The organism is Longilinea arvoryzae (genome assembly GCF_001050235.1).
Taxonomy (GTDB): domain Bacteria; phylum Chloroflexota; class Anaerolineae; order Anaerolineales; family Anaerolineaceae; genus Longilinea; species Longilinea arvoryzae.
In genome coordinates, this window is record NZ_DF967972.1 from 3074524 (window position 1) to 3095849 (window position 21326).

Genomic DNA, 21326 nt, shown 5'->3' on the forward strand with positions numbered 1-21326 from the left:
TATGTGTCTTGCAATTCCAGGAAAGATCACTGAAATTTACGATCAAAACAGCCTGCGCATGGGCCGGATCGATTTTGGCGGTGTCACCCGCGAAGCCTGCCTGGAAGCACTTCCTGAGGCCAAAGTTGGCGATTACACCATCGTCCATGCCGGTTTCGCGCTCAATCTACTCAGCGAAGAAGAAGCCCGGGAAACGCTGGATACCCTGAACGAAATTGCCAATATCGAGGCTGAGCTTGGCCTCGACGATACTGAAATTTCCTCAGCGGGAATGTGAGCTGCCATGGAATTCTCACAAGCCTTCCGGAACGGCGACCTGGTCCAGCGCGTTATCGCTGAAATCCGTCGCACGGTGACTCGCGATTGGGTCATCATGGAGATTTGCGGCGGCCAGACACATGCCATTTTGCAATCCGGCCTCGACCAGCTCCTGCCCCGGCAAATCGAACTCGTCCACGGGCCGGGCTGCCCGGTGTGCGTGACCTCGCTTGAACTGATCGATAAAGGCCTGGCCATCGCCTCCCGCCCGGAGGTAATTTTCTGTTCGTTTGGCGATATGCTGCGCGTGCCGGGTTCCAACCAGGATTTGTTCTCGATCAAGGCCGCCGGCGCTCAGGTACGCGTGGTCTATTCGCCCCTGGACGCGGTCAAGATTGCCCAACAAAACCCGGACAAACAGGTCGTCTTTTTCGCCATCGGCTTCGAAACCACGGCTCCGGCCAACGCCGCCAGCGTGCTGCAGGCCAAAGCCATGGGATTGAAGAATTATTCACTGCTGGTCTCGCATGTCTGCGTTCCGCCGGCCATGCACGCCATTTTGGGCTCGCCCGATAACCGCGTGCAGGGCTTCCTGGCAGCAGGGCATGTCTGCGCGGTGATGGGCTACTGGGAGTACCCACCCATCGCCGACCAATACGGCGTCCCGATCGTCGTCACAGGTTTCGAACCCCTCGATCTGGCCCAGGGCATTTTGATGACCGTCAGGCAACTTGAAAAGGGCACGCACGAAGTGGAAAACGCCTATTCCCGCGTTGTGACCCGGGAAGGCAACCAGGCGGCGCAGGCCATGCTGCGGCGCGTTTTCCAGCCTGTGGACCGCAACTGGCGCGGCATCGGCACAATCCCGATGAGCGGCTGGGGATTGACACCGGAATTTGCCGGATTCGACGCCGAAAACCGCTTCGATGTCGGCCACATTCAAACTCAGGAATCGCCGCTGTGCATCGCCGGAGAAATCCTGCGCGGCCTGAAGAAACCCCACGAGTGTTCCGCCTTCGGAACGCTGTGTACGCCGGATAATCCGCTGGGTGCGCCGATGGTTTCCTCCGAAGGCGCCTGCTCGGCTTATTTCCGCTATCATCGCCAGATGGAAAGTGTCGCGAAGAAATAATCATGACCGAAAATAAACTTCCCGCATTCGAGGGCCCGGTCTGCCCGCTGCCCATGCGCCACGACGATCAAATCGTCATGGGGCACGGCAGCGGCGGCCGCATGACCCAGGAACTGATCGCCCGCGTGTTCGCGCCCGCTTTCTCGAATCCAATTCTGGCCCAGTCCAACGACTTCGCCTCTTTTCCCCTCCCAGCGGATGCAGCGCTGAAAGGCCGTATTTCGCTTTCGACAGATTCGCACATTGTCAGCCCGTTGTTCTTTTCCGGCGGCGATATTGGGCGCCTGGCGGTATGCGGCACGGTCAATGACGTCAGCATGGCCGGCGCGCTGCCCCTGTATCTCACGGCCGGATTTATCATCGAAGAAGGCCTGCCCGTCGAGACGCTGGAGCGTGTCACCGCTTCGATGCGAGCCGCAGCCCAGGAAGCGGGCGTGCAGATCGTCGCCGGCGATACCAAGGTTGTCGAACGCGGTAAGGCCGACGGGCTGTTCATCAATACCGCCGGCATCGGTTGGATTCCGGACGGCCGTGAAATTGGCGGTGAACTGGCCCGCCCCGGGGACGCCGTCATCATTTCCGGCGCGCTGGGCGACCACGGCATCGCAGTGCTCTCGGCGCGCGGCGAACTGGGTTTCGACGCGGACGTTCGCTCGGATGTGGCCCCGCTCAACAAGCTGATTCAGAACCTGCTGGCAGCCGCCCCGCACGTACACGTGCTTCGCGACCCGACCCGCGGCGGCCTGGCGACCACGCTAAACGAAATCGCCCAGCAGAGTCAGGTCTGCATCGAGATCCGCGAGCAGGATGTTCCGGTCCATGCAGCCGTGCGCGCGGCCTGCGACATGCTCGGCTTCGATCCGCTTTACGTGGCCAACGAAGGCAAGCTGATCGTCATCGTCCCGGCGGAGGAAGCTCAAGCCGCCCTGGACGCCATGCACCGCACGCAGTATGGAGAGGAAGCCGTGCGGATCGGCCAGGTCAAGGCCGACCCGGCTGCGCGCGTTCTGATGAAGACGCTTATCGGCGGGACGCGCATTCTGGACGTCCTGGCCGGCGAAATGCTGCCCCGAATTTGTTAAGCGGTGTAATCTGACGCGCCATCGGGCTTGACAATCTTTCGATCCAATTTATACTTACGCTCGATTGATCCTTGAGCCAACAACTGAATAGAGGACCCATGAAAATCAACTACAAAGAAACCACTTCGGATCTGCTGAAGCGCATCGACATTCATTCCAAATTCGGCAGCCGGGATATCGACCAGTGGATGCTGGGATTGTTGAAGCTCAATAAAGGCATGAAAATTCTGGATGTCGCTTGCGGCGCCGGAAAACAATGCTTCTCTTTCTATCATTTCCTCAATGGCGAGGTCGAGATTTTGGGCGGCGATGTCTCCAAAGAACTGCTGGCCCAGGCTCGCAAGGAAGCCGTGGATCAGAAAGCGCACATCGAATTCATGGATTTGAACTTCAACCAGCCGTTCCCGCTGGGTGAAAACCGCTTCGATTTGCTCTCCTGCTGTTTCGCCATCTATTACGCCGAGGATATTCCCTTCACCATTCGCCAGATGCACCGCGTCCTGGCGCCGGGCGGCCGCCTCTTCACCACCGGGCCCATGCCCGAGAACAAGCAGCTCTTCTACGACATCATCAAGGAAGCCACGAACAAGCCCATCCCACCGATGCCGGGCAGCTCGCGCTACGGCAGCGCCATTCTCAGTTCGATCCGCGAGACTTTCTGTAAAGTCGAAGTGCACATCTTCGAAAATCCGCTCGTCTTCGAAACCGTCGAGCCCTTCATGGATTACACCCGCGCCTCGCTGTCCGAGGACCGCAAACTGTGGACCTCTCTGTTCAACGGGCCGGATGAATTCGAAGCCCTGATGGAAAAGATCAACGCGGTCGCAACCCGGCGCCTGGCTGCTGAGGGCAAACTGGTGATGACCAAGGTGGTTGGCGGTTTTATTGCAACCAAATAGTCTATGAACCACGATATGACTTTTTTTGGGCGGAAAGTTCTGTTCATCGGCGCTCATCCGGATGATATCGAGCTGGGTTGCGGCGCGTTGATCGCCCACATTGCCGATCGGACCGAAGTCATGTGTGTAACGCTCTCTGATAACCAGAAGAATCCGCTGCTCGGTAATCTGGTCGAGGAACATTACCGTTCGATGGAGACCCTGGGCGTACCCAGGGATCACGTCGTGCTCGGGCCATTCGAAACCCGCCGTTTCCCACACGCCCGCCAGGAGATCCTGGAATTCCTCATCCAGTTGAACCACACCTACCATCCGGAGATCGTCTTCGTTCACACCAAGGCCGACATCCACCAGGATCACGGCACGGTTACCGAGGAAGGTCTGCGCGCGTTTCGCGGCACGACCGTGCTGGGTTTCGATGTCATTCGCAGCAGCTACGGCTTCTTCCCCTCTTTTCTGGTCGAAGTGAGCGAAGCAGACGTCGATCGAAAAGTAACCTCCCTGCGCCAGTATAAGACGTACGCGGAGAAATATTACTTCAGCGAACCGGTCACACGCGCCACCCTGGTTCGCAACGGCGCGCTGGCCGAAAGGCCTTATGCGGAAGGGTTCGACATCCTGCGGATCGTCGGCGCTTTCGGCAGCCTTTCGTGAGGTACATTTGATCTTCAAAAAAGCCCTGCTTTTTCAAGCAGGGCTTTTGTTTACTTCCCGTCTCGGCGGAGGCCGATCTCGATTTTTCCATCCGTCACGCGCACCGGATAGGTCGGTGTGGGCGCGACCGCGGGCAGCCGGGTGGCTTTCCCGGAGCGCACGTCGAAGCGCGCGCCGTGGCGCGGGCAGATCACTTCGAAGCCGTCCAACTCGCCGTCCCCCAGTGGGCCGTGATCGTGCGTGCAGACATCGCCAATGGCAAAATAAGTGCCGGCAATGTTGAACACCACGACCGGCTGGTCGCCGATGTCGAGAAAAATGCGGTCGCCGTTGGGTAATTCCTCGACTGTGGCAATTTCGATGAAATCATAAGCAGCCAGATCGATTTCGGTCATGATCACCCCTCAACCAGATCATCGGAGGCTTCGCCCAGGCCGTACACCCCCGCTTTGAGAACCTTCAACGACAGCAGGGCGCATTTCAAGCGCACCGGCCCCAGCTCGATGCCCAACAGGTCGAGGATATCCTGCTTGTTGAGCTGCTTGACCTCATCCAGTGATTTCCCGATGATCGATTCGATCAGCAGATCCGCCGAAGCCTGCGAGATGGCGCAGCCGTGACCGCTGAAAGCCGCTTCGGTGATTTTGTTATTTTCATCCACCCGCAAATCGATCCGTATGTGATCGCCGCACAGCGGGTTTTCGTCCTCGAATGTGACATCGTGCGGATCCAGTTCGCCTTTGAATTGCGGTTCTTTATACCGCTCGATGATTACTTCTCGATATAGGTCGTCCATCGAACTCATCCTGCCTAAGCGAATAATTTCTTTACACGTTCCAACGATTGGACCAGGTGGTCGATCTCTGCGCGCGTATTGTAGAGGTAAAAACTGGCGCGCGTGGTCGCCGGCAAATTGTAGCGCTGGTGCAGCGGCATGGCGCAGTGGTGGCCGGCGCGGACGGCAATGCCGTCCCGATCCAGCAACTGCGAGACATCGTGCGGGTGAATATCGGCCAGCGTGAATGCCGCGACGCCGCCTTTACGATCCGCGGACGGGCCAATGACGGTCAGGCCGGTGACCTTGGAAAGCCGGTCAAGCGCGTACTGTGTCAATACATGCTCGTAGGCGGCGATCCGGCCCATCCCAACCCCGCTCAAATAATCGACTGCCGCGCCCAGGCCAATTCCTTCGGCAATGCAGGAGGTTCCCGCCTCGAATTTATGCGGCAGCGAATTGGCGCTGAAGCTGCGCAGTTCGACCTTCTTGATCATGTCACCGCCGCCCAGGAAGGGCGGCATGGCATTCAGGATGGCTTCCTTGCCGTATAAAACGCCAATCCCCGTGGGACCGACCATTTTGTGTCCCGAGAACGCGTAGAAATCCGCATCAAGATCCTGGACGTCGACCGCGAAATGCGGCGCGGATTGGGCCCCATCGACCAGCGCCACTGCGCCGGCGGCATGCGCCAGGCGAATGATCTCTTTGGCCGGGTTGATCGTCCCCAGCACGTTCGAAACGTGCGTAAAGGATACCAGTTTCGGATTTTGAGACAGCAACTGGCGGTAGATCTCCAGATCGAGCAGACCGTCGTCCGTCGCCGGGATGAATTCGAGCCGGATCTGGCGTTCAGCAGCCAACATTTGCCAGGGCACCAGGTTGGAATGATGTTCCATCTCGGTCAAAATGATCAGATCGCCGGCTTTCAGGTTGGCCCTGGCCCAGGTATAGGCCACCAGGTTGATCGATTCGGTGGTATTGCGGGTGAAGATCACTTCCCGCTCGCTGCGGGCATGAATGAATTTGGCGACTTTCAGGCGAGCTTCTTCGTACATCGCCGTGGCTTCCTCAGCCAGCACGTGGATCCCGCGGTGGATGTTCGCATTCGAATGCCGGTAATAAGCATTCATGGCTTCGATGACGCTGGCGGGCTTTTGAGATGTTGCGGCTGAATCCAGATAGACCAGCGGAACGCCTGGATGAACCTCGCGTTTGAGAATTGGAAAATCCTCTCGAATTCGAGTAATTTCGTCTGGAGTGAGACTGGTTGAATTCATCGTTATTCCGATCTAGAGAATGTCCGCCTTGGACGGCTTGCGTTGTACAGAGCGAATATGGGGTGAAGTGAGTGGATACCAGAGAATATGGTCCGGAACCATCCAGCCGTCTGTCAAATAGACATTCGAACGGAATTGCACGGCCACCATTTTCGAATCCACTTGAACGACAATCCCCTTCAGCCAGCCGCGAATACGCTGCCCACCTTTCTCATGGTCACAATATACCTCAACTGTATCCCCGACTTCATAAGAATTATCAGAATCGGGAGGGCGCATAAAAGGAACTGGCGACATACGCTACTCTCCTACAGGAAAAATACAAACTCAGTGTCATTTATTTTAGCATATCTGCCCTTGAAGGGCATTTTTATGGAAAACCCTTCTCCTGTTTTTCCTTTTGGTCAACAGGAGAAGGGGTGTATTCCATTTTTAAAGTCCTGTTGGCTTATAGGCCAAGATAGGATGCCATCTTGGTATGAATTGCTTCTTGAAAACGCTGCCGGACGCCCTCGAAAGGAATGCGTTGCATGATCGGTTCGAAGAAACCCTCGACGATCAGGCGCTCCGCCTCCACTTTTTCGATGCCGCGCGAACGCAGGTAAAATACCTGTTCGTTATCGATCTTACCCACCGTGGCCCCGTGGGTGCAGCGGACATCGTCTGCCAGGATCTCCAGCCCGGGGATCGAATCGGCGCGCGCCTCGTGACTGAGGATCAGGTTTCGGTTGGCCTGATAACCGTCGGTCTTCTGCGCTTCGGGTGCCACATAAATCATCCCCTGCCAGACCGCGCGGCTTTGATCGATCAGTGCGCCCTTGAACAGCAGATCGCTGGTCGTGTTCGGCGCCAGATGGTTTTGCTGCGAGTCGTAATCCAGGTGCTGGTGATGCTCGGTGAAGTAGAAGCCCGACATGCGTCCCGAAGCGCCCCTGCCCACCAGGTCGAGGTCAGAGAAATTCTTGGTCAACCGACCGCCAATCGCGCCGAACACCCAGTCCAGGTTGCCATTGTCGGCCACCTGTACGCGTTCGTGGGTGAAGTTATACATATGCTCGCCAAAGGATTGAAGCTCGACGAAATGCAGGCTGGCATCCTGACCGACGTAGATTTCGACGGTGCCGGCGTGCATGGATTGGCCATTCTCGGTTGGCGAGGATGATTCGTGCACCAGGGTTGCCGAGGCGCCGTCTTCCAGCCAGACCAGCACATTGGAAATATGCGCCAGACCCACGCCGGGCGCCCACAACAGACTGTGCAATGGTTGTTCGATCACCACCCCGCGCGGGATGTAGAGCAGCATACCGGTGTTAGCCAGAGCCAGGGATAAGGCGGCGAATTTTCCCGCTTCCGGTTTCACCATGGCCTTCGCCATGAAGCGGTCCAGAATGGCCGGATAGCGCTGCTCGGCGGTCCGGATATCGGTAAACACCACGCCTTTTTGAACCAGCTCTTCCGCCAGGCTGGTTTTCGACCCGCCGGGCATCAGGATCACCTCGCCGGCATGTTCGCCGTCCGCCATCGGTTTCAAGAGCTGGTCAGGCAGGGGCGCCAGATCCAGATAGGCGCCTCTGGCCGGAATTCGCAGCCCATCCGTGATGAGCCCGTGCAGATCGGTTCGCCGCCAGGCTTCATCCGTTAACGCCGGCATGGGCAGCAGTTCGAACTGCTCCCAGGCGTGTTGGCGAAATTCGACGACCTTCTCGCTGGCATCCTGCGTCGGAATCTGGTCGCGCGTGAAAGGGAATTTCTGAACGACGGGCGTTTCGCCCCGCCGTGTTCGCGTAATGATCTGAGGTTTTTCGCTCGTCATAAATAAATTGACCTCAACCTTCGGCATACTTCCAGGGCAGCCGCCCCGTTTATTCGATTAACCAACCGAACCTTCCATTTGAAGCTGGATCAGGCGGTTCATTTCCACAGCATATTCCATCGGCAGCTCTTTGACCAGCGGCTCGATGAAGCCCGAAACAACCATGGTGGTCGCTTCTTCCTCGGACAACCCGCGGCTCATCAGGTAGAACAACTGCTCCTCACCTACCTTGGAAACAGAGGCCTCGTGGCCAATGCTCACGTCCTCTTCATCAACTTCGATGACCGGATAGGTATCCGAGCGCGATTGCGGATCGAGCAGCAAAGCATCGCAGACCACATTGGAGCGCACATTGGTCGCGCCAGGATAGACTTTGACCATACCGCGATAGGAAGCCCGCCCGTTGGCCTTGCTGATGGATTTGGAAGTGATCTTGCTGCTGGTGTTGGGCGCAAAATGGATCATCTTGCCGCCGGCGTCCTGAACCTGTCCGGGACCGGCGAACGCCATGGAAAGAATCTCGCCGTGAGCGCCCTCGCCGACCAGGTAACAGGAAGGATATTTCATCGTCACCTTCGAGCCCAGATTGGCGTCCACCCATTCCATCGTGCCGCCTTCGTGCACCATGGCGCGCTGGGTGACCAGGTTATACACGTTGGTCGACCAGTTTTGGATGGTCGAGTAGCGCACGCGCGCGCCCTTCTTGACGATGATCTCGATCACACCGCTGTGGAACGAGTTCGTCGAATACTGCGGAGCCGTGCAGCCTTCCACGTAGTGCACCTGGGCGCCCTCGTCGGCGATGATCAGGCTGCGTTCGAACTGCCCGATGTTGGCGATGTTCAAACGGAAGTAGGCCTGCAAAGGCAGATCCACCTTCACACCTTTGGGCACATAGACGAACGACCCGCCGGACCAGACCGCGCTGTTCAGGGCAGCGAATTTGTTATCCTCAATGGGAATGACCGTGCCAAAATGCTCGCGGAAAATATCCGGATACTGGCGCAGGCCGTCCTCGATGCTCAGGAAGATGACGCCCTGTTTGGACAGTTGTTCCTGGATGGAGTGATAGACCATTTCCGATTCATACTGCGCGCCGACGCCCGCCAGGAACTTGCGTTCCGCTTCGGGAATGCCCAGACGGTCGAAGGTTTTCTTGATCGAATCGGGCACATCATCCCAATTCTTTCCGGCGGCCTCCATCGGGCGCACATAATAGTAAATCTCATCCAGGTTCAGGCCGGAGATATCCGCACCCCAGGTGGGCATCGGACGCTTTTGGAAATGCGCCAACGCTTTCAGGCGGAAATCCAGCATCCATTGCGGTTCGCCTTTTTGGGCGGAAATCTGCCGGACGACATTTTCATCCAGACCTTTGCGGGTCTTAAAAACCGAAACATCGGGATCGCTAAACCCGTATTTATATTCGCCAAGACCTTCCAGGATTTTCTCTTCGGATGTGGAACCCATAAAATCCTCCTTCAAACGGCCAAAACCGTTAATCAGGCTGCGGCGCCGTTCTCGAGTCTTTCACGCACCCATTCATAGCCGTGCTCTTCAAGGTGCAAAGCCAGTTCGGCATCGCCCGATTCGACGATGCGGCCGTCCATCATGACATGGACGACATCCGGCTTGATATAGTTCAAAATCCGTTGGTAGTGCGTGATCACAAGCACACCCAGGTCCGGGCCGCGAAGCGCGTTCACGCCTTCCGATACGATTCGAAGCGCGTCGATATCCAGGCCCGAATCCGTTTCATCCAGAATGGCAATGCCCGGTTTGAGCATGGCCATCTGTAGAATTTCCGCGCGCTTCTTCTCGCCGCCAGAAAAACCTTCATTGAGATAGCGGCCTGCAAAAGCAGGATCCATCTTCAAATAAGCCATTTTCTCTTTCAACAGTTTGCGGAACTCGGGGATCGGAATACCCTTGTCCTCCGGGTTTTCAGCGCGGCGGCGAGCATTCACGGCTGAACGCAGGAAATTGGCCACGGTTACGCCCGGGATGGAAACCGGGTATTGAAAAGCCAGGAAGATACCGATCCGGCTGCGGGCATCGGGCGACAATCCAAGAATGTTGGTATCGCCGAACAAAACTTCACCTTCCGTAACTTCATAAGAAGGGTGGCCCATTAAAGTGTAAGCCAGCGTTGATTTACCGGTGCCGTTGGGGCCCATGATTGCATGCACTTCGCCCTGCGGAATCGTTAAATTAAGACCTTTTACGATCTCTTTTCCGGCAATACTAACATGCAGGTTGCGAATAGTCAGGTCCGACATCGAAGCATAACTCCTTAATAAAAGTTCAACCTCAGCGCCAGTAAATCCCGGGAGAACCATTCTCCCCACTGGCAGACCCGATTATAGCACACCCCCGTAAAAGGGTCAATATTTTATATATTATTCTAGTTTATTGCGATAATGTTTCATGCCGGTCTTTCCCCCAACCTGCCCCCATGAAGGCAGTCAAAATCAAGTGAAGGCTGCCAAATTATCCCTTTCTACCCGATTTGATGGACCGTCCAGGGAGAGTAGATCCGATGCTGGGGTTGTGGCGGACGTCGCGCACCTAATTTTTTCTAGAGCAAAACCAATTTATTATCCCGGGCTCTCAAGAGATCCATTAGCGAATATTTAGGATAAAAATCTAGTATATTGACATATTTCGATCGCCTGTGATATACTGCCGTATGGATAGGAATGAATTGTAGGTAAAAATGCCTATGAAAAGCACACGTGATCGAATTTTACAAACCCTGTTAGGAAACCCACGCGCAACCATCACGGATCTGGCGGACGCGGTTGGCATCAACGCCATATCGGTACGCCATCATCTCACCAGTCTGCAGGCCGAAGGGCTTGTCAATGCCGAGGAAGAGCGCCACGGCGTCGGCCGCCCACGCCTGGTCTATTTTCTAACCGAAAAGGGCCTGGAGCGTTTCCCGACCAATTATCTGCGCCTGACGAACCGGCTGCTTGACCAGATCAAGGAAAGCCTGCCTGCCCCGGTGGTCAACAAGATCTTCACGGAGATCGCAGTGGATCTGGCCTCCAGTGTGAAGCGCGAAGCGCGCGGTATGAACATCGAAGAGCGTTTGGATCTGATCCAAAAATTACTCGGTGAAGAGGGCTTTTCGGTCCAATGGGAAAAGCAGGGTTCGCAATATCAAATTCACGAAATTACCTGCCCGTATTATCACGTGGGTCAGAGCCACCCCGAAGTCTGCAACGTGGATCAGACCCTGATCTCCACGGTTTTGGAGATTCCCGCCGAAAAGATCCAGTGTGTGCTGCGTGGGGATACCCACTGCACTTACGTGATTCAAGGTTTGGCAGAAAACAAATCGGAGAATTAGCCATGTTCAACGGACAACCCGGCACCAACCGGCCCCCCTGGGGCGCGGAAGCCGATCATCCCGAACAGTGCGAACAGCTTCGCGCCAAGTTGAGTGAAATTGTCGATCCGGAGATTGGTTTGAATATCATTCAACTCGGATTGATTCGCGACGTCCGCATCGACCCCGATCAGACCGTCCTCAAAATGATCCTGACCACCCCCTTCTGCCCGTATGGCCCGGCCATGCTCGAAACGACCCGCCAGAAAGCAGAAGAAGCCTTGAACCTGCCGGTCGTAATCGACCTGGGCCTGGAAGCCTGGGACTTCTCCATGATGGAAGAAGGCCTGGGCGGAGATTGGGGACTTTATTCTTGAGATCAGATCGATAAAAATCGGGCCAAAAGGCCCGATTTTTTGATTTCTCACTGCAACGATCGAAATAATTCCTCGTCAACCCGGAATAGCGTCGACAGCTTATAAGCCAATCCAAAATTACCGGTTACTCGAAGCTTACCCTGCATATATGCGCGAGTTATATCCAGCTTTCCGGAAAAAATATCCAGAATATCCTGCGCATCCGCGTGGAGGGTTAAGGTCGGAGATTCCGGCGGCAGTCCGGCCACAACGCTAATTTTTTGGTCTTGAATGGTCACGGTCCAATCGCCGCCCTTTTCACCGCTCAAGGCAAAGTGGGTTATGGCATCGATCCCGGATGCTTTTTCCGGAATAAAGGCGCGCGGCAGCGCATTGAATAATTTCTGCAGGGGTACATCGCTCACGGGTTGATCCTCCTGGTATGATTTTACCCGGTTATTTCCTGTTCTCGAAGCGATCTTTTGTCTTTTTGAAGTTTCTTTCAGGTGGATCACGACCATTTCGGATCAATGGACGGGTCTTCAAAGGCATTGACAAATCGTTTTTAATATGATATTTTTATTATAACGATTGCGCAATCGTTTGCGCAGAAAGAATAGATTCCCGTATGCCCCGTGTAACGATCAAAGATGTAGCTCGCGCGGCCCAGGTATCCATCACCACAGTATCCCATGTGGTGAACAACACCCGCTTTGTCGATCCGGCCACCAAGCAACGGGTCCTGACCGCGCTCGAGGAACTGGGCTACCAGCCGAATAGTCTGGCGCGCAGCCTGCGAAGCGGCGTTACGAGGACGATCGGCCTGGTTGTACCGGATGCATCCAACCTCTTCTTTGCGGATGTCGCCCGAAAAATCGAGGATATCGGCTTTCAACAGGGTTACAGCGTCATCCTGTGCAACAGCGACAACAACCCGGGTAAGCAAAGCCGGTACATCAACACCCTGCTGGCAAAACAGGTGGACGGGGTGATCTTCATCTCTTCTGGCAGCGAGCCGGACGACTTGATGCGGTTGGTGGAGAACAATATTCCTGTGGTGGTGGCGGATCGCGATGTCCCACTGGAACTGGCAGATGTCGTTCTCCTGGACAATGAACAGGCGGGCTATGATGCGACGAAACACCTGATCAATCTGGGCCACCGCTTTATCGCCTGCATCACCGGCCCCAATCACCTTGCGCCCAGCATGCAGCGCTTCGAAGGCTATAAACGCTGCCTGAAAGAAAACGGAATTGACTTCGATCCGAAATTGATCGAGATGGGCGATTTTCGATTTCCGAGTGGCGAAGAGGCCATGCAGCGACTGCTTTCATCCTCCTCTCGCGCCACTGCCGTGTTTGTTCTAAACGATATGATGGCCATCGGCGCCATGTCGGCCGCGCACAAAGCCGGCCTTTCCATCCCGAAGGATATTTCGATCATCGGCTTTGATGATATCGAGATCGACGCAGCAATTACCCCGGCATTGACCACCATGGCTCAACCCATCGAAGAAATGGCGCAGTACGCCATGAATTTGCTGATCGAACATCTGGTCGGTAAAAAGCACGAATTGAACCAACGAATCATTCTCACCTCCAGGTTGATCAAACGCGATTCCACCGCCCGGTGGGAAGAATAGATGAAAATGATCACGGTCATTGGCAGTCTGAACATCGATCTGGTCGCGCGTTCATCTCGTATTCCACGCGCCGGCGAGACTTTGAGCGGCACCGATTTCAATATCATCCCGGGTGGGAAAGGCGCCAATCAGGCCGTGGCGGCCAGGCGGGCAGGTGCGCCAACTCGAATGATCGGCTGCGTGGGCGAGGATATCTTCGCCGATACGCTGCGCAACTCATTGAAGGACGCCGGCGTCGATGTGAGTGGAATACACGCGATCGCTGGGCATCCGACCGGGACCGCGGTCATTCTGGTCGATGATGCCGGCGAGAACCGCATCCTCATCATCCCCGGCACCAATGGTCTGGTCTCCATCACCATGGTGGATGATGCCTGGCCTTCTTTAGCCCAGACTTCCATGATCTTGCTTCAACATGAAATTCCGTTGGAAACCGTCAGGCACATCATCGAGCGTGCCCATCATGAAGGCATTCCGGTCATGCTCAACGCCGCCCCCTTTTACCCCATCCCGGAAAGCACGCTCCAACAATTGGATGTGCTGGTGATCAACGAAACCGAAGCCAGCAGCCTGTGCGATTTTCCCGTCATCGATCCAAAATCAGCATTCGATGCGGCCGGGACCCTGCAGAAAAACGGCCCGCGCACCGTGATCATCACCCTCGGACCGATGGGCTCCGTACTGGTCAGTCCAGAGTTCAATCTGTATCAACCCGGGTTTCCTGTCCGGGTTGTGGATACCACCGCGGCCGGTGATACCTTCGTGGGCGGTTATGCAGCCGCGCTCTGGGAGGGCAAAGATATTCCCGACGCCTTGCAGTATGCGGCCGCCGCAGCCACGTTGGCAGTCACCCGACTGGGAGCCCAATCCTCCATCCCCGACAAACGCGAAGTCATCGAATCCATGAAAGACTGTGCCCGCCCTGAAGTGATCCACTTTTAGGGTGAAGATTCAATACCCGAAACATTCTCTAAAAAGTCGGGGCTACTGGCTTTGCGATTTTCTGCCGGGTTTCACCGAGTAGATTACCAGAGCGAGCAATGTCATCAGATACGGCAGAGTGTTGAGCAGTTCATACGGCACATTCAAAACGGACTGCGCGCCAACCGCGAAATAATCGACTGCTCCAAACAACCAGGCGAACAACGCCGTCGAAACTGGATTCCCGGCGCCCATCGCCTCTGCGGCCAGGCCGATGAACCCTCTTCCGGCCACCATTCCAACGGAATAATACGACAGATAGACCATCGAAAGAAAAGCGCCGCCCAACCCGGCGAATATTCCGCAGAAAACCAGGGACCAAATGCGGGTCTGGTTGACATGAATACCCACCGAGCGCGCTGCTTCGGGGTTATAACCCACCGCTTTGATATGCGTCCCCAATTTCGTTTTATGAATCAGCAGCCATAAAATCGCCACGCAAAGAATGGCGATATAAACCATCAAATTTTCCCCAAAGATCAGTTTTCCGACGACCGGAATATTCGTCAGAACCGGCACGTTGACGGTTGGGATCATCCGACTGGGACTGGACGAAGAATCTCCCTGCACCCCAAGCACCGCGAAGAGTATGACCACGACCAGACCGCTGGCAAAAGTATTGAGTGCAATACCGGACAGAATCGTATCGGTTTTCAACCCCATCGAACAGGCTGCCAGTATCAAAGACATTAAAATGCCGACCAGGATTGCGCACACCAAACCGATCGCCCAGCTTTGCGAGGAATTGCTCGCCAGAGCGCCCGCAAGCGCAGCCACTGACATGCTTCCTTCGACGTTGATATTGAGCGTTCCGGCTTTATTCGAAATCAACGCCGCCAGGGCAGCAAAAACGATCGGCAATGCGTAGGCGATGGATGAAACCAGAAATGTTTCGGAAAAGATAAAGTTAAGCAACGGTTTTTCCTCCGCCTTCGGATCGTTCTCTTTCTTGCCTGGCGGCTTTTTTGATCGAACGTTCCTTCACGAAGGACAGAAATGCCTGGCCACCGATCAGGATGAGCATCACCGCCTGGATCAGGTAAACGACATCGTTGGTGACATCCGAATACAGCGCCATCTGCGCAGCCCCCGCGCGCAGATACCCCATGAATAAGGCTGCGATGGGCACCAGCAAGGGATTGTTCCGGGCCACGATGGCGATGATGAATCCATCGAAACCGTAATTGGGAAGCGCTTTGAGGTTGAAACGGTAGTAATTCCCAAGCACGAAAGCCGCGCCGCCAAAACCGGCAATGGCCGCGCCCAAAACCTGTGACCAGGTGATGGCCGAGCGGACGTTGATGCCGGCGAAATTCGCAAATTCAGGGTTGTCGCCGGTCATCCGGATGGCAAAACCCCATTTTGTACGGTTCAGGAAGAACCAGACCAGCCCGGCGACAACCAAAGCAATCAGGAAACTGGAACTGACTTCATTATCCACGGATAGGAAGAACAGCTTTCCTTGATCCGGTATGGTTGGCGTGGCCAATGAAGAATAGTCCGGGTCATAGAAATGATGGGCAAAAAGATACATGCAGACCCAGAACACAATGAAATTGAACATCAACGAAGACACAAATTCATTGATCTTCAACGCGGATTTCATTTTTGCCGGCAGATACCCGATCGCCGCCGCAAGCAGCGCAGGCAAAATCATCGCCACCATCGGGAGCAAAACCCCGGGCAGCTTGAATTTGGCGGCGATGACCGCGCCGAATAACATCCCGATAAAAAACGCGCCTTCGACAAAGAGGTTGAACTGGCCGGCCTTTACCATGACACACACCGCGGCACCGGTGAAAATGAGGGGGATCGACTGTGTGATGATCTGTCCGAAATTGTAGGGCGAAAGAAAAGGCGCTTCCAGAAGGATGCGAATCGCCCGGATCGGTTCTTTGCTGGTAAGAAAGATAATGCCAAAAGCAATCAGCAAAGCAAGGACGATCGCCGCAGCGGTCCTTAGGATCTCGAACAGGACCTGGCGGGCGAGCGCGGAGGATAGTTTGTAATTGATCTTCTTAAGCATTGGATTATGCCCCCTCCAGATCCGGCATCCGGTCTATTCCAAGCATGTAACGTCCCAACTGCTCTTCCGTTACATGGGGGACATCCGTAATTTGGGCGGTAATCTTACCGTTATGAAAGACGAGGATTCGATCCGCCAGGTTTATCACCTCGCTGAGGTCGGCGGAAACCAGCAGGATGGCTTTTCCCGAATCCCGCAGACCAACGAGCTTCTTATGAATAAATTCCATCGCTCCTACGTCGACGCCGCGAGTCGGCTGGTCTGCCACCAACACCTCGGAACCGGCATCGATTTCCCGGGCGATGATCACCTTTTGCATATTTCCGCCGGAAAGGGAATTCATCGGCTGCGAGATGCTCTTCGCCTTGATCGCGTATCGCGAAATGAGTTTTTGCGCGTTCGCCTTCAACTTGCGGTATCGGATGACCCCACATTTGCTTTCTTTCGCGACCGAAATGGCAACCAGGTTATCCAGAATACTGGCAGCCAGATTCGAGCCGGTTCTTTGGCGGTCCTCAGGGATATGGGAAAGGCCCTTTTCGCGGATCTCCCTGACGTTCATTTCCTTTAGGTCCTGGTCAAGCAGCGTAATTTGGCCGGTGTACTTTTTCTCCAACCCCGTGAGGCATCGGACCGTCTCACGCTGTCCATTCCCCTCGACGCCGGCGAAGCACAGAATTTCGCCTTTGCGCACCGAAAAGCTGATGTGATCCACAGCGCAGGTGCGATTCTTCCGGGTCACGGTCAGGTTCGCGGCTTTGATTACGCTATCGCCGGGCTTTGCAGGTGTTTTCTCAACGGTCAGTTTGACGTCGTTTCCAACCATGCGCCGCGAGATTTCTTCTTCGCTGATCTGGTCGACGGCGAATACCCCGCAATCCCGACCGGCCCGCATAATCGTCACCCGATCGCATAACTGCGTGATTTCCTTCAGTTTGTGGGTGATGATGATGATGCTGTACCCATTGAGCTTCAACAGCTTCAGTTGGGCGAACAATTCCCGCGTTTCTTGAGGGGCCAGGACTGCCGTGGGCTCATCGAGAATCAGGATATTCGCGCCCCTGACCAGCGCTTTTAAGATGCCCACTTTTTGGGTGGCGCTCAGGGATAAACTTCCACACAAGGCCTTCGGATCTACAACCATGTTGTATTTTTCACACAACGACCTGGTTTCTTGATCCATTTTGTTCTTGTCGAGCAGCCCCCGTCGTTTTTTTTCGATTCCCAGAAAGATGTTCTCACTGACCGTCATTTCATGGATCAGCATGGAATGCTGAGGAACCATCCCAATGCTAAGGCCCAGCGCATCCAACGGAGAGGTAATATTTACTTTTTCTCCGTTCAGGTAGATCTCACCGCCATCGCGCTTTTCAAGGCCGTAAAGCACTTTCATCAAAGTGCTTTTCCCGGCCCCGTTTTCACCGATGATGGCGTGGATTTCGCCCTTGCGGAGGCCAAAATTGACATGGTCGTTTGCAATGACGCCGTTCGAATAGATCTTGCTGATTTCCGCTAAGGTTAGATATTCCATTGGACTCAATCGCGAATAATTTATTGCTTGGTCGGGTCCAGTTTATCGAACAGGGCATTCAAATCGGCAACCGGCGTGAAACGTTTGAGCCCACTCTTGATCTCGAGATCCCCCGAAATGATCTGGTCGATCAAACCCTGGACGTAGGTCCGGTCGGCCTCGGGAACGATCGTCTTGTAATTATCATTGTCGACGATTCCGACCTTGCCATCCTTCAACCCCATTACGGCCAGATCTCCATATGTCAACGTGTTCTTCAAGAAAGCATCGCAGGCTTCATAGAGCGCGAGATCGACCCGTTTTAAAACAGAAGTAACGATATGTGAAGCTTTATCCGGGTCGGTGCTCTTGAAATAATCGTACTGATCGGTATCGACGCCGATGATATATTTATCCAGATTCTTGGCCGAATCCAGACTGCCCAGTCCCGCCTGAGAAGCCGCCGCGAATAGAATACTGACCTGTCCTTCGGTATACATCGTGTCGGCCAGGGATTTCCCCTTTGGGCTGTTGAAGAAATCGCCGATATAACTGTTGTAGGCCAGGATTTGAGAAGAGTAATCCGCATTGACCTTCTCGACGCCCTGCATGAATCCGTAGCCAAAATCGTTGATCACGTCGATTCGCATGCCGCCGATGAAACCGGTTTTTTGGGCGCCGGTTTCGATGCTCATCAGGGCCGCAACCACGCCGGCCAGGTATCCGCCCTCGTTTTGCTTGAACATGATACTGTGCACCTGGGGATAATTGGCAGCCGCGTTATCCTCGATCTCAGTATCGAAAATGATGAATTTTCGGTCCGGATATTTGCCCGTCCGGATCAACCGCTGCAAAGGTTCGCGCATGTCGGTGGTGCCAACGATGATCAAATCATTGGCTTCGTTGGCGGTCTGGCGCAGGGTGGGTTCCCACACCGAGGTGTCGACGCCCATCTCGACAACCTTTACCTCGACCTCGGGGTGATCCGTCTGAAATTTTTGCATCCCGGCGTTGGCCGAATCGAAGAACGACATATCTCCAAGATTCCCGTTGATCAATAGCACGATTCGGGTGACGCCATCGTCGAGGTTTGCGATTTCGCTGCTGATGTTAAGGCTTTCGGGCGTTGCATTTCCGCCGCATGCCGTCAAAATGGACGCTGCGAGCATCACAAGAATGACCAACAAATAAACGGGCTTATTCTTCATCATAACGAAATCGCTCCACTTTTGAAATTCTTATTATGGGCTGTTACAAAAAAACCTTGTAACAGCCCATTTCGATCATCAACAAAACGAACCCGATCCAACGATACGAATCTTATTGCTGCTGGTATTTCTCATAAGCCAGCTTGACATAATCCCCATCGCGAAGGCGGAACTCATTCGTTCCCCAATTAGGCATTGCGCCATTGACATAATACATCCAGTAGACGTTGTTCGTCGAATCGTTTTCATAGTCGCCGACTTTGGTGATGAAGCCGACATCCAAACCTTCCTGGGCCAATCCTTTTTCACTGATTGCAGCCGACAGGAATTCGCTCGCCATCATCTGCGGTGAAGTCAGGGTAACCTTTCCGTCATACAACACGGTGTCATTTCCACCCACGATTTTGACATAAACCGTAAACGTGGGCGACCATTCATCGGCAGCGGTGGATTTATAAGTCACTTCATCCTTGCCCGGCGTCCATTTCCATTCATCCGCTGCGTTTTTCGGAGCGCAGCCGGCCATGAATGTCGAAATCAGGACCAGAACCAAAACAACAAGCAGGACAGATCTCTTCTTCATTTCCTTTTCTCCTTATTGGTTTACAGCATTCGGTTCTATTGACATGGAAGATCATTCGAAGAAGATGGGATTGGTGATGCAATAATAGGTAGAGACTCCCATCGCCTCCAGAACAATCCAATCGCCGCGTTTCAGGTCGTCCAGTTTTACCACTGCCTCATAGTTGGAACCAGTAATCGCATCGATGGTTTTAATGACCTCACCATTCTTCACAATGCGAATGCTTTCGAACCCATCCCGGGCAAAGGCTTTCAGGTTCAAGGAAACGCTCCCCGCCCCATTTAACTCGACGGTTTCACCGTAGGATTTACCGTTTACGTCGGCAATAAGAATGGGGCCGTTGGAGATGAAACTGTTGCCATTCCTGATGGCGTTTTGCACCGAATCGAGGGTTATGTCGCCCGGAATGTGCAAATACGTGGTTGGATTTCCGTTATATCGGCCGTTCATTTCGAAGGCGGCCTGATAATCCACCATATTGGTGATCTTGAAGTCCTTGATATTGTTGATGTTGTAGGATACCAGCTTTGGATCGCGCTTGTAGGGCGAAGTGGAATCGTGATTGTCGGTCCCGCCTGTGGCCGCCAGGAATTTTCCGCCGTTCCGGATGTTATTCAATAAATCGAACCATTTCAACTTCGCGCTGTAGTTTTGATCCGCATACCCGAGCGTGTCCCCGATATAACGGCCGTCCCCGGGTACGAAATAACCGTTCCAGATTTCGACCGTATCGAATTTGTCCGCGATATCCCAGTAGTTGAAACCCATCGTACTGGAACTGTACGGGTGGTTGATTTGCACAACGCCGCCGCTGCGCTGGATCGTATCGGCAATGTAGCCAATCATATCCTTCAGCACGACGTCTTTCTCAGCCTGGCTTTGCGCCCGTTGATATTCCGTCATTTTAATTTCATAAGTGTCGAAGGTCTGGCCAACGCCGAGGGATTGAAAATGGCCAAATTCGGTGGTCTCCTCGACGCCCTCGAAGGCATGATAAAAGCGCTGAACGCCGGCTTTATCGATGTTGGCGACCAACCTGTTCCCCTGGACCCACTCCGCCAGGCCATAAGCCGTGTTATGGTCTGTCAGGAAACCGATGTATAAGCCATTGCTGATATTTCCCAATAACTGCGAGGCGACGCTATCCGCGCCATCCGAATAATAGGTATGCTGGTGCAGGTCGGAGGCGATCCAACCCTGGGCATACGAATCGAACAGTTGGATCAAACGCACATCCTGGAGATAATACTTCTTGAAACTTTCGACGGTAATTTTCTTGGTAACCACCGAATATTCGAATCCGCGCGTAAAGTAGAGTGTGTAACTTCCCGGCGGCAGCAACAAGTTGTAGCCCGATTGCGCATTCGTGGTTGTGCGAAAAGTATTGCCATCTTGATCCTCGACGATGATCCCGGCGGTAACCATCTCGCCGGAGTCGGTCAAGACTTTTCCACGCACAGACCCCAATTCTTGTTCGGTCGTTTCTGTCTCAGCGACCCCGGCTTTTTCGGCTGGAGCTGCCGAGTTACAGGAACTCAACCCCAACGTTATTAAAAAGATAGCCAGAATGAAAAAATAAAAAAAGGATCGATGATTCTTAACCATCCAGAAGCCTTTCAGAAAACGTGTGGATTTTCGTACTTAGCTATTTTCACGCGCAAACGGTTGCGCAATCGTTTTATCAATGTAGCATAATCCATATGCAATGTCAAGTAGATCAACTAAAGCGAGGACTAGCTCAATGATTTCGATAAAGGGTATACTTTCAAAATAACCCTGTGAATGGAGAACGA

General features: G+C 54.2%; 23 protein-coding genes. 9 read left to right on the forward strand and 14 right to left on the reverse strand.

The genetic code is table 11. The annotated features are described in order from the left end of the window. Position 1 precedes the first annotated feature (1 nt). The 5 genes from LARV_RS13660 (at position 2) to LARV_RS13680 (ending at position 4025) form a co-directional block, all read left to right on the forward strand. Positions 2 to 277, forward strand: coding sequence for a HypC/HybG/HupF family hydrogenase formation chaperone (locus LARV_RS13660; protein WP_075074153.1), 276 nt, complete (start codon positions 2 to 4; stop codon positions 275 to 277). Between the two features lie 6 nt (positions 278 to 283). Beyond that, positions 284 to 1390 carry a hydrogenase formation protein HypD gene (gene hypD / locus LARV_RS13665; protein ID WP_075074154.1) on the forward strand — a complete coding sequence of 369 codons (1107 nt, stop codon included), beginning with the start codon at positions 284 to 286 and terminating at the stop codon, positions 1388 to 1390. Between the two features lie 2 nt (positions 1391 to 1392). Further along, positions 1393 to 2472, forward strand: coding sequence for a hydrogenase expression/formation protein HypE (gene hypE / locus LARV_RS13670; protein ID WP_201785923.1), 1080 nt, complete (start codon positions 1393 to 1395; stop codon positions 2470 to 2472). 98 nt (positions 2473 to 2570) lie between these two features. Then, positions 2571 to 3371, forward strand: coding sequence for a class I SAM-dependent methyltransferase (locus LARV_RS13675; RefSeq protein WP_075074155.1), 801 nt, complete (start codon positions 2571 to 2573; stop codon positions 3369 to 3371). Positions 3372 to 3386: 15 nt separating this feature from the next. Beyond that, positions 3387 to 4025, forward strand: a complete 639-nt coding sequence (locus LARV_RS13680; RefSeq protein ID WP_172797878.1) for a PIG-L deacetylase family protein — start codon at positions 3387 to 3389, stop codon at positions 4023 to 4025. A 50-nt stretch (positions 4026 to 4075) separates the two neighbouring features. On the opposite strand, the gene LARV_RS13685 is transcribed toward LARV_RS13680, so the two are convergent. The 7 genes from LARV_RS13685 to sufC all read right to left on the reverse strand — a co-directional run bounded on the left by LARV_RS13685 (position 4076) and on the right by sufC (position 10172). After that, positions 4076 to 4420, reverse strand: a complete 345-nt coding sequence (locus tag LARV_RS13685; RefSeq protein WP_075074157.1) for a non-heme iron oxygenase ferredoxin subunit — start codon at positions 4418 to 4420, stop codon at positions 4076 to 4078. Positions 4421 to 4422: 2 nt separating this feature from the next. Then, the gene (sufU, locus tag LARV_RS13690; protein WP_075074158.1) at positions 4423 to 4821 is read right to left on the reverse strand and encodes a Fe-S cluster assembly sulfur transfer protein SufU; all 399 of its coding nucleotides are present in this window, start codon (positions 4819 to 4821) and stop codon (positions 4423 to 4425) included. A 14-nt stretch (positions 4822 to 4835) separates the two neighbouring features. After that, positions 4836 to 6080, reverse strand: coding sequence for a cysteine desulfurase (locus LARV_RS13695; protein ID WP_075074159.1), 1245 nt, complete (start codon positions 6078 to 6080; stop codon positions 4836 to 4838). A gap of 12 nt (positions 6081 to 6092) precedes the next feature. After that, positions 6093 to 6377 carry a hypothetical protein gene (locus LARV_RS13700; protein WP_075074160.1) on the reverse strand — a complete coding sequence of 95 codons (285 nt, stop codon included), beginning with the start codon at positions 6375 to 6377 and terminating at the stop codon, positions 6093 to 6095. 151 nt (positions 6378 to 6528) lie between these two features. Next, positions 6529 to 7893, reverse strand: coding sequence for a Fe-S cluster assembly protein SufD (gene sufD, locus LARV_RS13705; protein ID WP_172797879.1), 1365 nt, complete (start codon positions 7891 to 7893; stop codon positions 6529 to 6531). Between the two features lie 57 nt (positions 7894 to 7950). Next, complete coding sequence (sufB, locus tag LARV_RS13710) at positions 7951 to 9363, reverse strand: Fe-S cluster assembly protein SufB (RefSeq protein WP_075074162.1); 1413 nt, start codon at positions 9361 to 9363, stop codon at positions 7951 to 7953. Between the two features lie 32 nt (positions 9364 to 9395). Continuing rightward, positions 9396 to 10172 carry a Fe-S cluster assembly ATPase SufC gene (gene sufC / locus LARV_RS13715; protein ID WP_075074163.1) on the reverse strand — a complete coding sequence of 259 codons (777 nt, stop codon included), beginning with the start codon at positions 10170 to 10172 and terminating at the stop codon, positions 9396 to 9398. 443 nt (positions 10173 to 10615) lie between these two features. Between sufC and LARV_RS13720 the strand changes: the two genes are divergently transcribed. Then, complete coding sequence (locus tag LARV_RS13720) at positions 10616 to 11248, forward strand: helix-turn-helix transcriptional regulator (RefSeq protein WP_075074164.1); 633 nt, start codon at positions 10616 to 10618, stop codon at positions 11246 to 11248. Positions 11249 to 11250: 2 nt separating this feature from the next. Further along, positions 11251 to 11604, forward strand: coding sequence for a metal-sulfur cluster assembly factor (locus LARV_RS20395; RefSeq protein WP_075074165.1), 354 nt, complete (start codon positions 11251 to 11253; stop codon positions 11602 to 11604). 47 nt (positions 11605 to 11651) lie between these two features. Here the strand turns inward: LARV_RS20395 and LARV_RS13730 are convergent, their stop codons facing one another. Further along, entirely contained in the window at positions 11652 to 12008 is a 357-nt protein-coding gene (locus LARV_RS13730) for an SCP2 sterol-binding domain-containing protein (RefSeq protein WP_075074166.1), read from the reverse strand. Between the two features lie 203 nt (positions 12009 to 12211). Here LARV_RS13730 and LARV_RS13735 point away from each other — a divergent pair, with 203 nt between their 5' ends. Then, the gene (locus LARV_RS13735) at positions 12212 to 13225 is read left to right on the forward strand and encodes a LacI family DNA-binding transcriptional regulator (RefSeq protein WP_075074167.1); all 1014 of its coding nucleotides are present in this window, start codon (positions 12212 to 12214) and stop codon (positions 13223 to 13225) included. Continuing rightward, positions 13226 to 14167, forward strand: a complete 942-nt coding sequence (rbsK, locus tag LARV_RS13740; RefSeq protein ID WP_083522572.1) for a ribokinase — start codon at positions 13226 to 13228, stop codon at positions 14165 to 14167. A gap of 42 nt (positions 14168 to 14209) precedes the next feature. On the opposite strand, the gene LARV_RS13745 is transcribed toward rbsK, so the two are convergent. The 6 genes from LARV_RS13745 to LARV_RS13770 form a co-directional block, all read right to left on the reverse strand. Next, positions 14210 to 15121, reverse strand: coding sequence for an ABC transporter permease (locus tag LARV_RS13745; RefSeq protein ID WP_075074168.1), 912 nt, complete (start codon positions 15119 to 15121; stop codon positions 14210 to 14212). After that, complete coding sequence (locus tag LARV_RS13750) at positions 15114 to 16232, reverse strand: ABC transporter permease (protein ID WP_075074169.1); 1119 nt, start codon at positions 16230 to 16232, stop codon at positions 15114 to 15116. Before LARV_RS13750 ends, LARV_RS13745 begins: the two co-directional genes overlap by 8 nt. A 4-nt stretch (positions 16233 to 16236) precedes the next feature. Then, positions 16237 to 17763, reverse strand: a complete 1527-nt coding sequence (locus LARV_RS13755; RefSeq protein ID WP_075074170.1) for an ABC transporter ATP-binding protein — start codon at positions 17761 to 17763, stop codon at positions 16237 to 16239. Between the two features lie 20 nt (positions 17764 to 17783). After that, a complete protein-coding gene (locus LARV_RS13760) occupies positions 17784 to 18953 on the reverse strand; it encodes a BMP family lipoprotein (RefSeq protein WP_083522573.1) in 1170 nt (389 codons plus the stop codon). A 109-nt stretch (positions 18954 to 19062) separates the two neighbouring features. After that, on the reverse strand, positions 19063 to 19533 hold the full coding sequence (locus LARV_RS13765) for a DUF4430 domain-containing protein (protein WP_075074171.1): 471 nt from the start codon (positions 19531 to 19533) through the stop codon (positions 19063 to 19065). Between the two features lie 51 nt (positions 19534 to 19584). Continuing rightward, positions 19585 to 20976, reverse strand: a complete 1392-nt coding sequence (locus tag LARV_RS13770; protein WP_075074172.1) for a CehA/McbA family metallohydrolase — start codon at positions 20974 to 20976, stop codon at positions 19585 to 19587. Between the last annotated feature and the right edge of the window lie 350 nt (positions 20977 to 21326).